Raw genomic sequence first — 15,401 nt, forward strand, 5'->3', positions numbered from 1 at the left:
GCAGTTTGTGACCACATCGCCAAGCATCAAGACGACACGCAGATCGTACACTTCTACAAAGGGCAATCTATTCCGCAGCGGATCAGTTGCAAACTTTTGGCCATTGACGCACGCGTGGCCAGCGGGTGGATGACTTCCGGAATTATCAAGTCGAAAGCCAGTTCATGATCTTTTTCAAAGGTTCGCGATATCCGAAGGACGCTATCCTGATCGCGGTGCTATTCTATGTCTCCTATGGAGTGTCATACCGGGATCTGGAAGAAATCATGCGTGAGAGTGACGATTCTGTTGATCACACCATGCTGAACCGGTGGGCCACACGGTATTTCGCCGCGAATGCAGAAACAGGGCCCCGGCCGCAAACGACCATGCAACCGCTCCGAGAGAATGGATAAAACTGACACCCAAGTGAAAGTGGCGTGGGTCCATCTTTGTCGAGCAGTCGATAAGCATGGCAGGACACTTGATCTCATGCTTTCTCGTCGAAACAAACCGGCCGCCACGGCGTTTTTTTCTCGGATGTTGGAGACCAATTGGTTGCCGAAGAAGATTGTGATCAACAGAAGCGGGGCCAACATTTCGAGCCTCAAGGCTACCAACAAAATGCTGAAGAGCTTCGGCTGTCCGATACCAATAGAAGTGGTGAGGCGGAAATACTTAGACAACATCGTCGGGCCGGGCCACTGTTGCATCAAGAGGCGCATGCGGCCAATGTTGGGGTTCAAAGGCTTCGCTTCAGCAGCTGCAACGCTCGAATGAAACGAAGTAGATCACTTGATCCGCAAGGGCCAATCGTCGCTTGTAATCCGTTCGTTTCGTCAATTCTCTGAGTTGGCTATCTATACCTAAAGTAATCCCAAATCCCTTTGGCCTCCCTAAAACTCTGCAACGGATCAATTGCGCCAATGAATCCGCCGGTCTTGTGGGCATTCATGCGTTATCGAAGGATGCTACGCAAACCGGGCTACCTTTAATTTTGGCATACGGAAAACTGCAAAAGCGTGTGGATGGCGGGCAGGCGTTCCTGAGATCATGCGAGGATTCAGGCGAACCGAAGAATTCGAGCAACGTATCAGGACAAGCCTGCAGCAACGAAACTATGCTGCGCAAGTGATCTAGGATGACTTGATCCAGCACTCAGGATGTCTGACATGACACCAAAGAACAGCGATGCACTCGGACTTGACTGATGGTACGAAATTGATGGGAAGCATTTTGTGCAGGAAGACAGCTTTAATGACATTGTAAATTATGTTGCGAAGTTTGCCGCCGCTCGCTGATGCCATCATATACATAAACCCCGCAATGCCGCGTCTTCCGTCGCCAACGTTGATCCCGGGCAATATGCAACTTCACTGCGCGTAGGTGAGTGATTGCTTCAGTGGACATTTTCTTTTGGCGGATACTCAGGAGACTCGAAAAAATTTGATTTTGGCCTGACAAACACTGTTTCTGTTCCGACACCCCTTCCGCTACAGGGGTTTATGGAGGCCAGGGGCAGAATGACACCGTATAGACGGGCGATATGGGCTGTAGGCATTGTCAGGGTGTTTTATTTGACTGAAAGTTGCCAGGTCGGGATAGTTTAGGCGGTTAGATGGCCGATGAATTTGGCCCACAGATTGAGGGCGTCCGCTCGTGAATGGCGATAAGAACAAGCTGAAAGACGGTTGCGTTTGCGGCGGAACAAGGTGGGGTTAGATTGTGGACCAATTAGAACCGTTGCGCCTGAGAGGGTGACTTGAACCGGCCCACTATCTTTTCTCTCCGCCGCGTATGTCTGTGTGAAGCCTTAGCACGATCGTTCAATCCATTGGGCAGGCGATGATCAATCTCTGGGGCCAGTTATACTATCGCGGCGAATTGGACGCCAAAACGCGCTGTATTTTCCGGAACCACTTCGTAGCGCACAGTAATGCCCCGCGCGACCAGCAGATTCTCAACGTCACGGAGACTGAGCGCAGTTCTATGGTAAACCCATACCGCGTAGCCAATGGCCGAACGCGACAAACGGAAACCCTTGAGGTGGCATGGATCAGACAGATTCAACATGGCATCGCGCTATAACAGCAAAACCGTTTCAACAACTTGACAATGCCTCGTGCAAAGTTGGGCTTCATCTCAGGTAATAGCCTGAAACATGCCGGCAGGAAGGTTAGCGGGACTTTGGCTCCAGAGTGGAAAAGTCAGCTATCGCCTCGCGGCAACCACGTTGCCAAATCGCGGCCAGCCAGGTGGAAAAAGCGTCTGTGAACTGCGTGTCGCGTCCTAAGTCACCAAAATACTGGCTTTGTTCGATCCACAAAATCGGATTGGCCTTGGAAGCCAGTGCGGTTTTTTGCAAATGCTCCCAATGGGGATCGTTTGGGGAAATTTCTGAACCATCTTCGCGAATGCCTGCACACATCCGGCACCAGAACGCTTCGGCCAGCGCAAGCCCATTTACGGACGACCCGGACGCAAGTGCATCGCGCAGCGACGGCAGTAAGAAACCCGGGTGTCGTGACGATCCATCGAACGCCACGCGTCGTGTTGTGTCGTGGATGGTGGTGTTGGAAAACCGCCTCTCAACCAACCCAAGATATTCGGCGGCAGTGGTTCCGGGGACGGCTTCGACCTGAGGCAGAATTTCTTCCGTCTGAACTTTCCTGAAAAACGCCACGATGTCCGGGTCCTGCATGCAGTCTGAAATCGTGGGCACATTCAGAATCTCCCCGACATTTGCGAGCAGTTGGTGGCCGCCGTTCAATATGCGCAGTTTCATCGCTTCATAGCTGTGGACGTTCTGCGTCAAGGTTACTCCAACTTGCTCAAGGGGCGGTCGTTCAGCGCAGAAATTGTCCTCTATCACCCATTGGCGAAAGTTCTCATGCGTGACCGGAGCACGGTCATCGACGCCAAGCGTACGGCATTGCAATACGACCTGCTCGGTCGTTGCGGGCACGATGCAGTCCACCATCGAGTTCGGGAACGCGCCATTCTGATCGATCCAATCGGCCAGATCCGGGTCGGATAGACGCGCCAAACCAACAACGCAGTTTCGCAGAATTCCACCGTTGCCTTGAAGGTTATCGCAGCTGAGAGCGGTAAAGGGTTTCAAACCATTTGTACGCCGTTGCCTGAGCGCCGCAACAATAGCGCCGAAAGCCGTGCGCGGCTGGTCCGGGTTCTCGGCATCGTGCCGAATGTCTGCGTGATCCGTATCGAACGCGTCAGTGTCGGCATCCGGAAAATACCCACCTTCGGTTACAGTCAGCGAAACTATCCGAATGGCAGGGTCGGTCATCGTTCGGATAAGCGCGGCATTGTCGTCTTCGATCGGCAGGTAATCGATCATCGGGCCAATCACTTCGGCGGACATTCCGTTTGGGTCCAGTTCGATCAGCGTTGTCAGGCAGTCTTGCGCCAGCAGTCGTTCTCGCATGTCGGCGTCATAGCTTCGGACACCGGCCCCTATGATTGCCCAGTCATGGGCCTGGCCCAGCTGCATCAACTGATGAATATACCAGGCCTGATGCGCGCGATGAAAATTGCCAAGTCCGATATGGACAATGCCGGGCGTCAGATCCGAATGCTCATACACCGGGGTTCTGACCGTCGCAGGCAGGTCTGAAAGGTTATTTCGCCGTAACCATACCGGAGGGTTTGCATTCGCCACAGGATCCATCAGCTCATCCAGTTTCCGCCATCGACATTGTAGGTTTGTGCGACGATGTACTTTGCATCGTCAGAAGCCAGAAATACGGCCATCCCAGTCAGATCTTCGGCCCGGCCCATTCGGCCATAGGGAACGGCTGCAGCAACTTCGCGTTTCTTCTGGCCCAGTGGTTTGCCTTCGTGCTTTGCGAAAAACGCATCAACACCATCCCAATGCTCGCCATCGACAACACCAGGGGCAATGGCATTTATGTTGATCCCATGAGAGATCAGGTTCAGCCCCGCCGATTGGGTCAAAGATATGATCGCGGCCTTGCTGGCACAGTACACGGCGACCAACGGCTCGCCCCTACGCCCTGCCTGCGATGCCATGTTGATGATCCGACCTTTGGTTCCGTGATCAATCATGTGGCGCGCAACGGCCTGCATCGTAAACAGCGCGCCAGCAACGTTGATATCAAAAACGCGATTGTAGTCAGCACGCTCAATTTCAACGATTGGAGCGGCGGAGAAGATCGCTGCGTTGTTGATCAGAATGTCGATTGGGCCAAAATGTGCAGCCGTTCGCGCAACGGCGTCTTCTATGCTTTGTTGGCTGGTCACGTCCATCTCGACGGCCAACGCGGCCGCGCCGATCTCAGTTGCTGCATCCTGTGCACGCTGCCCGTCTATGTCCGCGATGGCTACGCGTGCGCCCTCTGCCACATAAGCCTTGGCAAACGCCAGTCCGATGCCTCGCGCGGCCCCGGTGATAAGGGCAGTTTTGCCGGTCAGACGCGTCATTCGAACCGCAGACCTTTCGCGTCAAACCGGTGAATGACATCCGAGCGTGGTGTCAGATGGATACGGTCGCCGTGGCGAAAGCTGACCTCGCCATCTGCACGGACGGTGATGGTCTCGGCCAACCCTGTTTCGTGGACGTGGAAGAAAGTGTCCGAGCCGAGGTGCTCAGAAACGCTTACGACGCCGGACCAGTCTCCCTCAGATTCAGACACCGCAATGTGTTCAGGGCGAATTCCGATGGTCTGGGCACCGAGCTTTTCTGCCTCGGGGCCTTCGATGAAGTTCATCTTGGGTGAACCGATGAAGCCTGCAACAAACAGGTTGCGCGGCGTACGGTACAGCTCCAACGGGCTGCCAACCTGTTCGATCACACCTGCCTGAAGCACAACGATCTTGTCGGCCATAGTCATGGCCTCGACCTGATCGTGGGTGACGTAGATCATCGTGGTCGCCAGACGTTCGTGCAGTTCGCTGATTTCCAGCCGCATACCAACGCGCAAGGCGGCGTCCAGATTCGACAACGGCTCATCAAACAGGAACGCAGACGGTTCGCGTACAATAGCCCGACCGATGGCCACCCTTTGACGTTGCCCGCCAGACAGTTGGCCGGGACGGCGATCCAGGTAGTCGGTCAGGTTCAGAACGCTTGCCGCACCTTCGACTCGCTTGTCGATTTCGGCCTGATCCAGTTTCGCCATGCGCAGCGGAAATGCGATGTTTTTGCGAACGGTCATATGCGGATATAAGGCGTAGGATTGGAACACCATCGCCAGCCCGCGTTTGGCAGGCGGCACGTCTGTTGCGTCGGCGCCGTCAATGTCGATGGAGCCAGAGGTCATGTCTTCCAGTCCCGCAATCAGGCGCAGCAAAGTGGACTTGCCGCAACCCGAGGGGCCGACAAATACGGTGAACTCGCCATCTTCGATGGTCAGATCCAGCGGGGGAATGACCTCTACGTCGCCGAAGCTTTTGGTCACGGACTTGAGTTGAATACGTCCCATACGAAGTCTTCCTTATTTCACAGCGCCGAAAGTCAGGCCGCGGACAAGTTGTTTCTGGCTGAACCAGCCAAGGATCAGGATGGGTGCAATCGCCATGGTCGAGGCCGCGCTGAGCTTGGCAAAGAACAAGCCTTCGGGGCTGGAATAGCTGGCGATAAATGCGGTGAGCGGGGCCGCATCGACGGCCGTCAGGTTTAGGGTCCAGAACGCCTCGTTCCAGGCCAGGATGAAGTTTAACAGAACTGTCGAGGCGATGCCGGGGATGGCCATGGGCGTCAGGATATAAAGTATCTCCTCTTTCAGCGTCGCACCATCCATCCGTGCCGCTTCAAGGATTTCCCCCGGAATTTCGCGGAAATAGGTGTAGAGCATCCAGACGATGATCGGCAGGTTGATCAGCATCAGCACCACGACCAGCCCGCCGCGACTGTCCAGCAAACCCAGCTGAATGAACAGCAAGTAGATTGGGTACAGAACACCAACTGCGGGCAACATCTTTGTGGACAGCATCCACAACAGAATGTCCTTGGTGCGTTTGGACGGAACAAAGGCCATCGCCCAGGCTGCGGGTATCGCAACGATCACACCCAGAACGGTCGATCCGCCTGCGATGATGACCGAATTCCATAGAAACCGCATATAGTCAGAGCGTTCCTGCACGATGGCGTAATTTTCGAGCGTCCAATCGAAGTTGAGGAAGATCGGTGGGCTTGCAATCGCCTGCGCCTCGGTCTTGAAGCTGGTCAGGATCGTCCAGAGGATTGGGAAAAAGATCAGCAGACCTACGGCCCAGGCAAGGGCAGTGTTTAGTGTTTTGCGTTGTGTCGTGACGGTGCGGGCCATGGTTTTGTCTCCTCACGCGTCCAGGTTTTTGCCGACAATGCGCATCAGGAAGATGGCAACGATATTGGCAAGGATGATTGCATAGACACCACCGGCTGATCCGAGGCCAACGTTCTGGCTTTCCAACACGCGCTGGAAGATCATGTAGGTCAGTGTACGGGTGCCGAAGGCGCCGCCGGTGGTCACGAAAATCTCGGCGAAGATCGACAGTAGAAAGATCGTCTGGATAAGGATCACAATCGTTATGGCACGACCAAGATGCGGCAGGATAATGTGATAAAAGCGCTTCAGAACCGGCGCGCCGTCCATCTCGGCCGCTTCCAGCTGTTCACTGTCCAGAGACTGGATCGCGGTCAGCAGGATCAGCGTCGCAAAGGGCAGCCACTGCCAGGAAACGATCATAACGATCGAGGTCATCGAAGCCTCGGACAGCCACGAAATCGGCTCGGCCCCGAAAAAGCGCCAAAGATGGGCCAGCAAACCGTTCACCGGGTCCATGAACATGTTCTTCCAGACCAGCGCTGATACGGTCGGCATGACAAAGAATGGCGCGATCACAAGGATGCGGACAACGCCCTGCCCCCACATGGGCTGATCCAGCAGCATGGCCAGCAGAATGCCCAGAATGACCGTAATCACCAGCACGCCGCCAACGATCACCAAAGTCGCCTGAACCGCGGGCCAGAAGGAACTGGAGGACACGAAGCGAACGTAGTTGTCGAACCCGACCCAGCCCAGATCACCTCCACGCAGCGGCAGGTATTTCTTGAAAGAAAAATACAGCGTCATCGTCAGAGGCACGAGCATCCAGCCAAGCAGCAGGACCACTGCGGGTGCCATCATCAGGCGGGCAACTGATCGAGAATGTTGAGTAGCCATAACGCAAACCCTCTCTGTTCAGGCGTAACTCAGCCTGCGAGAAAAACGCGAATTGTGGAAGGGTTGAACGGGGGGGCAGACTTCTGCCCACCCGTTGGGAGGATGCCTCAGTAACCGGCGGCTTCCATTTCTTCAGCTGTGAAAGCCTGCGCTTTGGCAAGTGCTTCCTCAACCGTTTGCTGTCCGGCATATACCGCCGAGAACTCCTGGCTCACCTGTGTGGCAATGCCTGCGAATTCCGGGATCGCGGCAAACTGGATGCCAACATAAGGGACGGGTTTTACCGTCGGGCTGTTCGGATCAGCTGACAGGATTGAGTCCAGTGTCATCTTGGCGAACGGAACCTTTTGGTATTCAGGATTCTCGTACAGAGACGTACGTGCACCCGGGGGAACGTTTGCCCATCCTTCGCTTTCGGCCACTAGCTCAATGTAGTCCTTTGAGGTCGCCCATTCGATGAATTGCTTAGCAGCGTCTTCTTGCTGTGTACCGGCAGGAATAGCCAGTGCCCACGCCCAAAGCCAGTTGGACCGTTTGCCCAATCCGGTGTCAGGTGCCAGCGCAAACCCTACTTGATCCGCGACCGTGGAGTCGTCCGGGTTGGTTACGAACGAAGCCGCAACTGTCGCGTCGATCCACATGCCGCATTTGCCCTGCTGGAACAGCGACAGGTTTTCGTTAAACCCATTGGTGGCATAGCCGGCCGGACCGGATTCGTTCATCATTTCAACGTAGAAATTCAGCGTATCTGCCCACTCGGGTTGATCGAACTGAGGCTTCCATTCTTCGTCAAACCAGCGGGCACCGAATGAATTGGACATCGCAGTGATAAAGGCTCCACCTTCACCCCAACCGGCTTTGCCACGAAGGCAGATGCCGTTGATCTCGGCGTCGCGGTCGGTCATCGCGGCGGCGGCCTCTTTGATGAACTGCCAGGACGGCGCCTCAGGCATTTCCATGCCCGCCTTTTCCATAAGGTCAGTGCGGTACATGATCATCGAGCTTTCACCATAGAACGGTGCCGCGAAAAGCGTTCCGTCATGGCTCAACCCACCTGCCATCGCTGGCAGAATGTCACCAACGTCATATTCTTCGGACAGGCCATCCAGCGGCACCAGCCAGCCATTCGCGCCCCAGATCGGCGTCTCATACATGCCGATTGTCATGATGTCGAACGTACCGCCTTTGGTCGTGATGTCGGTCGTTACGCGCTGACGCAGCACGTTTTCTTCCAACGTCACCCATTCGACGTCAATGCCGGTCGCCTCGGTGAATTTATCGGTATAGCCCTGCATCCGGATCATGTCGCCGTTGTTTACGGTCGCTATTGTTAAGGTATCCGCATGGGCTGCTGCCGTCGCGACGAGTGTCATTGCAGTCGCCGCACGAAGTGCGTTTCTCAAATACATCCCTGTCCTCCCTGAGCTTGGATGTCGTACAGAGAACGTAATGCAAAAATTGTCGCGGCGTCAATGAAAACTTTACGCGCGTTAATTTTTAAGATTACGCGGAATCCCTCAATACCAGCCTTGCAGGGAACAACGTTTCCGACCGCGTTTCAAATTTCCCTCCACTTTCAATGAGTTCGAACAGAGTTTCGACGCTACGCCCGGCAACGTTGTCGTAATCATGGGCAGCCGTGGTCAGAGAGGGGCACGTAAATTTTGCGAAGGGATGATCGTCATTTGAAGCCAGACGCAGCGCGCAATCATCCTTTCGACCGACCCGAATCCCTTGCTCGTAGCAGGCCGCCAGAAAGCCGATTGCCAGCCGGTCATTGCTGCACAGGACCGAGTTAGTTCGCAACTCATTTTCCGCCAGAACTTTCAGGGCACCCTTGTGACCGATCTCTTCAAACGCCCAGCCCTTACCGTCGACTTTGATGATATGCGGCTCGAACCCGAGACGTTCCATGACTTCAACATAGGCTTTTCGGCGTTTATTGGCGTTCGGGTTTGCAGGTGTTCGCATTTCGAAGAAGGACGGGGGCTCGCCCGTCCGGATCATGTATTCCACGGTTTGCGACACAAAGCTGAAATTGTCCGACCCGATAAACGCGGCACCCAGACCATCAAGGTTACTGTCGAACAATACGGTCGGCACATTGGCGCAGAACCTCTCGATCACTGATTGGTCTGAGGTCCGCCCCAATGGCGCCAACAAAACCCCGGCAGGCTTCATGGATTGCAGCCCGTCCAGAATGTCGTTTTCCAGTTTTTGTCCACCATGAGAGCTAAAGAGGGACGGGCGATACCCCGCCGCGATACAGCTTTGTTCCAAATAGCGCGCGATTTCAGCAAAGAACGGATCAGCCAGATAGGGCACGACGATGCCGATATTCTTGGTCAGCTTCCGGTTCTGGTTCACCGCATAAATATTGGGGCGATAGTCGAACCGCTCTAACGCCTCTTCGATACGGGCCCGTGTTGTCGGGCGAACGCTGTCGGGATCGTGAAAGTACTTGGATACCGTAGGCCGCGAGATGCCACTGAGGGCTGCGAACTCTTCCATATTTTTTATTTTGGTCATGTCAGTCTGCCTGCGGATCTGAGCCGCCTTGATCTTATCATATTTTTACATATTCTTTGCGCGCGCTAAAAAATCAATAGCCATGCAAGGTTCGGGCGTTTCTGCGGGCAAGGGGATTGAATGTTTCTCGGGATTGATATCGGAACGTCAGCGGTCAAACTTGTCTGTGCGGATACCGATCGAATTCTTGCAACGTCTTCAATAGACATAAAGACTTCCTCGCCACAGCCTGGTTGGTCAGAGCAGCACCCGGATATTTGGTGGCAGGCGACGCGCGATGCATTGAGCCAACTTGCAAAACAAGTCACGCTGTCTGAGGTGCAGGCCGTCGGGTTGTCCGGTCAGATGCATGGGGCCGTTTTGCTGGATCGCGATCTGCGCCCGATCCGTCCGGCGATCCTGTGGAATGACAGCAGAGCGGTACGTGAATGCGATGAACTGCGCGCAGCCCAACCGCAGATTGGTCATATCGCTGGCGTTCTCCCTTTGCCGGGTTTCACGGCACCCAAAATCGCCTGGTTGAAACAACATGAGCCGGCACACTATGCTCGACTTGCTCATATCCTGCTGCCCAAGGATTACATCGGGTTATGCTTGCATGGAGAGTTGGCAACCGACACTTCCGATGCAGCCGGTACAATGTGGCTCGATCAGGCATCGCGAAAATGGCATGTCGGAGTTGCCGAAGCCACAGATGTCGCGCCCGATTGGCTGCCGCAGGTTTTCGACGGTCACGTCGTCGTCGGAACCGTGACGGTGCAAGCCGCAGCTGAAACCGGGCTGAAACCTGGCGTGCCCGTCGTTGCCGGAGGCGGAGACGCGGCAACCGGGGCGGTATCTCTGGGCGCCACCGAACCGGGACGTGGGTTCATTTCACTGGGGACGTCCGGCCAGTTGTTCGTGGCGGACCGTCGGTTCAAGCCCAATCCTGAACACTATGTGCATGCTTTTGCGCACACATTGCCCGACCGTTGGTATCAAATGGCCGCTATGCTGAACGGCGCAAGGCCGATTTCATGGATTGGTGGTCAATTGGAGCTGTCCGCTGCCGAAGTTGTTGCGCTTGCTGAAACGGTCAGCGGTGATCGCGGGCCGATTTTCCTGCCGTATTTGACGGGTGAACGCAGCCCACTTGGGGATCCACATATTCGCGCCTGTTTCTTTGGTCTTGAGGATTCGACAACGCGCGCGGATCTCTGCCGTTCCGTAGTCGAAGCAATTGCTTTTTGTTTTGCTGACGCCGCGCAGAGCTTCGGAGACACGATAGACAATCTCCCGGAACTGGCAGCCATCGGCGGTGGCAGTCAATCGGACCTCTTGCTGGGCCTGATTGCATCGGTGACAGGAAAGCCGGTGATACGCTCAGAAGGATCGGACTCTGGCCCCGCCTATGGCGCAGCCCTTTTGGCCGCCTGTGGAGTTGGTACCTTTGGCATTGCCGATCTGGCGGTTCAGCCCCAGACAAAAGACAGGTTTGAGCCCGTTAATCCCGGTGCGCTGCACGACAGACTGAGGCTGTTTCGCCGGCTCTACACTGCAGTGAAGGCAGTAGATTGACCTTGGTACAATCGTTGGCGTTGACCGCGCAAATCGGCTTTTCGTCATTTAGGATAACCGATTATCCTCTCTCGCAAGTTAAGGAATTTTCCCGGTTGCAAAAGTTGGTCTTAAGTCTGTTTTGTTGCTCCGTTCGATTTGGGGATTGATCCCGAGATAGTCAGAGTGCTGCGACCAACCGGCAGTCGTAATCAGCTACAGAAATTTAGTGATGCCGCAATTTGGACCCGCCTTGCGAAAAAAGTGCTATTTAGGATGCCGCCCAGGAAAACAACCGGTTTCGGTGCCGACCTCCCGAGCTTGGTTGGGCTTGACTGATCGGAGCCCAATTTCAGAATCCAGTGCTGCCGCTAAAAAACGCTCAACGTAGGCACCTCTCATATCGTGTTTACCCGGGTCCCGTGGAGCATTTGCAACTGTCTTGGATTATTCGTTGTAAGTTGCGCAAATGATCCGTGAACCGGATGACCAGATCCATAGGTGTGACCAGCCCGACGTGATCGTCTCTGACAATGGGTTGGAAATGACCCCTCATTCTGTTCTGACGTAGCGTCAGGAAACTAGTGTGTACTGGCACTACATGGCGTCCGATAAGCCCATGCAGAACACCTCCGTCGAAAGCTTGACTTAACGTCCGAGAGATGAGTGCCTGAATGAACACATCTTCGGCAATCTCGCCGGGACCCGCAACATCATCGGAACCTGGAGAACCGGCTGCAACAAACAAAGACCGCAAACATCCCTTGGCGGATTGACTTCGACTGCTGCTCTTGTCTTAACTGCAGCACCTTTCTTGCCTCGCTTGTGCTCCACAAAGGCTCCGCTCGGCTGATTTGGACCGCAAACAAATAAACAGAAGGAACAGAAACAGTTTCTAAACCTTACCCACCCGAAACAGAGAGCTGGGTCAGTCCCAACTTGACCAAGGTGCATCAGGATATGGCAACCGGCGAAACACCGGTTATGACAGTCTGTGTCGCGTCGAGGCTACTTACTTAGCAATGCATGTCCAAGCACGATGAGTTGCGACCCTACGACACCAAAAGACTGCGGCGCTAGTAACCAATGTGCCGATCAGCTTCCTATCCTGCTCAAACCGCCCCATTGAAGGTTTGAAACTACTTTGCTTTGCAGTAGAAACGAGAGCGGAATCCAGGGTCAATGGCCCACAAAAAAGGCCCAAAGCCGGCATCCAACGACCATCTCTGACTCTATGGCGCGGGCCTTCACGCCGGACTTTCGCTGCAATCACAAAATTGGATACCCGGAAAACTAACAGTCTGCTGGGACTGCTACGCTCATGGAATCTGAACTCCAACGCAGAGACACCAAGGATCACGAGATTTTCTCGTTAGCACGCCGTTTGGGACACTTAGCCAGAGGCTTCGTGCTGGGCAAATGCATCCGAAAATTCAGGATGCCAGCGGGAAAGGGCCGGGCGATTGTTTGTGATGTCTCCCAAGGCCCATTCTATGCGTTTGATGTCGCGCTCCACAGAGACATCGTTATCCGGACAAAGGATGTAAAAATCTCCGGCAGACATGCGCTGCACAAGATATTCGACCGCCTGTTCGCTGGTCCAGGCGCTATCAGGCTTCTCGGGCATGAACCGTTGTATCATACCGGTATAGGTGAATCCCGGCACGAAGAGATGCGCAGAGATGGATGCATCGGCTTCACGCAAGTCATGGGTCAGCATCTCTGTCATCACCTTAACCGCAGCTTTGCTGACATTGTATGCCGGGTTACCGGGTGGTGTGGTGATCCCCTGCTTTGAACCGGTGTTGATGACGACAGCAGGGTGGTTTGCCGCTATCATCCGCGGCAGGAAGGCATGGGTGCCGTTCATGACACCAAAAAGGTTCACCTCCAGCAGTTTGCGCCAGTTTTCCGATTTCTCCCAACTGCCGGTGGGAATTGCGATCCCGGCATTGTTCATCAGGACCGCAACCTCACCAAGCGCAAATACCTGATCTGCCAAATCGCGCACGGCGGTGGCGTCGCCAACATCAGTTGGTATCGCCGTCACGCTGACAGATGCACGTGATATCGCATTCAGGTCCGCAGCAGCGGTTTCCAGCGCCTCGCCGGGTAGATCAACAAGCACAACGCCCAACCCATCTTCCATAAACTTCTGTGCTGCTGCCTTTCCGACACCGCTTGCGGCACCGGTAACAACGGCCAAACCACCTTGTTCAATTGCTCTTCTATACATCATCTGAGCCTCCTGTTGTGCTTGGCGCGGTTACGGTGCCATCAAGTCCTTAATGCCGTCTATGAACATCGCATCGTCCTGGGCCTTTCGTCTATCGAGAAGCGTTTCAGCATCCGGGCCAGCTCGGAAACGCAGGCGATTTCCCGTTTCATTGGCTGCTTTCCAAATCACGTCGGCCACGGCTTCGGGTGCGGACGGCTTTGACGCCAGTTTACCAAACAGGCGATCCATGGCTTCGACCGTCGGCGTATAGTCCTTAATGCTGTCGTCCATAGCAAAATCAAACGAACTGCCTCCGAAGTTTGTATTGATCATGCCCGGTTCGACAATACGAACACAGATGCCGAGCGACTCAAGCTCGTAGTGAAGCGCTTCGGACAAGCCTTCGACGGCGAACTTTGTGCCATGATAAATTGTGCCAAGCGGGAACGCGACCTGCCCCCCGATGGATGAGATATTGATAATAGTGCCTGCGCGGATTGCGCGCATATGAGGCAAAACGGCTTTTGTGACTTCCAAAAGGCCGATTACATTGGTGTCGAACTGCCGCCGGATGCGATCCATCGGGAACACCTCAAGCGGGCCGTAGGCATCGTAGCCCGCGTTGTTGAGAAGGACATCGATCTTACCGAAACGGTCAATGCTTTCTGCAACAGATGCAGCAATTGACCCCGCATCTGTCACGTCGAGGCGTGTCAGGTGAACATTGTCGAGCTTGCCAAGTTCGGCGCTGCCAGAAGGATCGCGCATTGTGGCGACAACATTCCAACTGTTTGCCTGAAATTGTCTGGCTGTTGCCGCCCCGATGCCAGACGAGGCACCAGTGATCAGAATTGTATTCATGTCATAGCCCTTTTCGACCTGATCGAAACACAATACTTAAAAAGAGCGCGTTAATCTTTCTGAATTGTCCATATTTCTTGCACGATCCTCCAGAATTTTTGGTTTTTAGATAAAACTGAATATCCGACTGTGGTATCCGTCGCCACATGGCACAGGCAACGAACATGACCAGTCAGACGTTATTGTCACATGTGGCCTCAATCCTGGACGCTGCTGGCGTGAAGCGGGGCGCAATTCACGATGTGCACACCAACACACACTTGTTGCGGCATGAAGTGACAACCAATCTGGATGCAACAGTCTATCGCCCGCTTTTTTGCCTGATCCTGCAAGGCGCGAAGGAAGTTGGAACCAGTGCAAAATTGCTCAAAGTGCGCGCCGGTCAGTCCCTGATCGTGAGCCATGCCTTGCCGGTTGTTTCCCGGATTACGGAGGCATCGCCTGATCGGCCTTATATCGCGCTGGTCTTCCCGCTAGACCTTGATCTGCTGCGGTCTTTGGCACCCGCCGTGATGCCAACCTTTGATAAAGCTGCATCAGACCCGTTTTCCATTTTCCGACGCGACATGGATGAAGGCTTGGAAGATGCACTGTTGCGATACTTTGTGCAGTGCAAAGCAAAGAACACGCGTCATTTGTTGGCCCCGATCACGGCCCGCGAGATCCATGCCCGACTATTAATCGGACGTCACGCTGATGTCCTTCTAAGGCTTCTTTGGCACGACAGCGCAGCCAGTCGTATTAACGAGGCGACCCGTGAAATTCAAAGCAACTTGTCGGAGACAATTGTAGTCGGCGATCTGGCACAGCGTATCGGCATGAGTAGCTCAGCTTTTTTCGAACAGTTCAAGGCAATAACCGGGACGTCGCCTTTACAATACCAGAAAGACTTGCGTTTGCTTCGGGCGCGGGATGCGCTTCGGGCTACAAGGGCGAAAGTATCAGACATTGCGTTAAGGGTTGGGTATGAAAGTTCGGCGCAGTTTTCCCGGGAATACTCTCGCAAATTTGGTAAATCGCCGCGTCAAGACCGCAACATAGCGCCTGTCGAGCAACAGCAATGTATTGCAGACCCGGCCCCACGTTGACGTCTG

Annotated in this window: 12 protein-coding genes and 2 pseudogenes; 4 read left to right on the plus strand and 10 right to left on the minus strand. The window is 54.5% G+C overall.

All coding sequences use genetic code 11. The features are described 5' to 3' along the window. Window positions 1-164 precede the first annotated feature (164 nt). Window positions 165-849 (plus strand): annotated as a pseudogene (locus QMP16_RS22105) (IS6 family transposase). 867 nt (window positions 850-1,716) lie between these two features. On the opposite strand, the pseudogene QMP16_RS23700 reads toward QMP16_RS22105, so the two are convergent. From QMP16_RS23700 to QMP16_RS22145, 8 genes and pseudogenes are all read right to left on the minus strand, one after another. Further along, window positions 1,717-1,809: pseudogene (locus tag QMP16_RS23700) on the minus strand (IS6 family transposase); the annotation flags it as partial. Window positions 1,810-2,155: 346 nt separating this feature from the next. Then, complete coding sequence (locus tag QMP16_RS22115; protein ID WP_282154162.1) at window positions 2,156-3,667, minus strand: mannitol dehydrogenase family protein; 1,512 nt, start codon at window positions 3,665-3,667, stop codon at window positions 2,156-2,158. Further along, window positions 3,667-4,440, minus strand: a complete 774-nt coding sequence (locus QMP16_RS22120; protein ID WP_282154163.1) for an L-iditol 2-dehydrogenase — start codon at window positions 4,438-4,440, stop codon at window positions 3,667-3,669. Before QMP16_RS22120 ends, QMP16_RS22115 begins: the two co-directional genes overlap by 1 nt. Beyond that, window positions 4,437-5,441 (minus strand): ABC transporter ATP-binding protein, encoded by a 1,005-nt coding sequence (locus QMP16_RS22125; RefSeq protein ID WP_282154164.1) that lies wholly within the window; start codon window positions 5,439-5,441, stop codon window positions 4,437-4,439. Before QMP16_RS22125 ends, QMP16_RS22120 begins: the two co-directional genes overlap by 4 nt. A 12-nt stretch (window positions 5,442-5,453) precedes the next feature. Then, a complete protein-coding gene (locus QMP16_RS22130) occupies window positions 5,454-6,284 on the minus strand; it encodes a carbohydrate ABC transporter permease (protein ID WP_113791433.1) in 831 nt (276 codons plus the stop codon). A gap of 12 nt (window positions 6,285-6,296) precedes the next feature. Further along, window positions 6,297-7,163 carry a carbohydrate ABC transporter permease gene (locus tag QMP16_RS22135; RefSeq protein ID WP_108859810.1) on the minus strand — a complete coding sequence of 289 codons (867 nt, stop codon included), beginning with the start codon at window positions 7,161-7,163 and terminating at the stop codon, window positions 6,297-6,299. Window positions 7,164-7,270: 107 nt separating this feature from the next. Next, window positions 7,271-8,572, minus strand: coding sequence for an ABC transporter substrate-binding protein (locus tag QMP16_RS22140; protein WP_282154165.1), 1,302 nt, complete (start codon window positions 8,570-8,572; stop codon window positions 7,271-7,273). A 94-nt stretch (window positions 8,573-8,666) separates the two neighbouring features. Then, complete coding sequence (locus QMP16_RS22145) at window positions 8,667-9,692, minus strand: LacI family DNA-binding transcriptional regulator (protein WP_282154166.1); 1,026 nt, start codon at window positions 9,690-9,692, stop codon at window positions 8,667-8,669. A 120-nt stretch (window positions 9,693-9,812) separates the two neighbouring features. On the opposite strand from QMP16_RS22145, the gene xylB reads away from it, so the two are divergent. Beyond that, entirely contained in the window at window positions 9,813-11,249 is a 1,437-nt protein-coding gene (gene xylB / locus QMP16_RS22150; protein WP_282154167.1) for a xylulokinase, read from the plus strand. A gap of 649 nt (window positions 11,250-11,898) precedes the next feature. After that, complete coding sequence (locus tag QMP16_RS23705) at window positions 11,899-12,081, plus strand: hypothetical protein (RefSeq protein WP_432653430.1); 183 nt, start codon at window positions 11,899-11,901, stop codon at window positions 12,079-12,081. A gap of 540 nt (window positions 12,082-12,621) precedes the next feature. Here QMP16_RS23705 and QMP16_RS22155 read toward each other — a convergent pair. Together QMP16_RS22155 and QMP16_RS22160 are read right to left on the minus strand one after the other, a co-directional pair. Beyond that, window positions 12,622-13,467, minus strand: coding sequence for an SDR family NAD(P)-dependent oxidoreductase (locus QMP16_RS22155; RefSeq protein WP_282154168.1), 846 nt, complete (start codon window positions 13,465-13,467; stop codon window positions 12,622-12,624). A 27-nt stretch (window positions 13,468-13,494) separates the two neighbouring features. Further along, the gene (locus QMP16_RS22160) at window positions 13,495-14,307 is read right to left on the minus strand and encodes an SDR family oxidoreductase (protein ID WP_282154169.1); all 813 of its coding nucleotides are present in this window, start codon (window positions 14,305-14,307) and stop codon (window positions 13,495-13,497) included. Window positions 14,308-14,471: 164 nt separating this feature from the next. Between QMP16_RS22160 and QMP16_RS22165 the strand changes: the two genes are divergently transcribed. Continuing rightward, entirely contained in the window at window positions 14,472-15,395 is a 924-nt protein-coding gene (locus QMP16_RS22165; protein WP_282154170.1) for an AraC family transcriptional regulator, read from the plus strand. Window positions 15,396-15,401 lie beyond the last annotated feature (6 nt).

Source organism: Ruegeria atlantica, from assembly GCF_947495585.1.
In the GTDB taxonomy this organism is placed as follows: domain Bacteria; phylum Pseudomonadota; class Alphaproteobacteria; order Rhodobacterales; family Rhodobacteraceae; genus Ruegeria; species Ruegeria atlantica_G.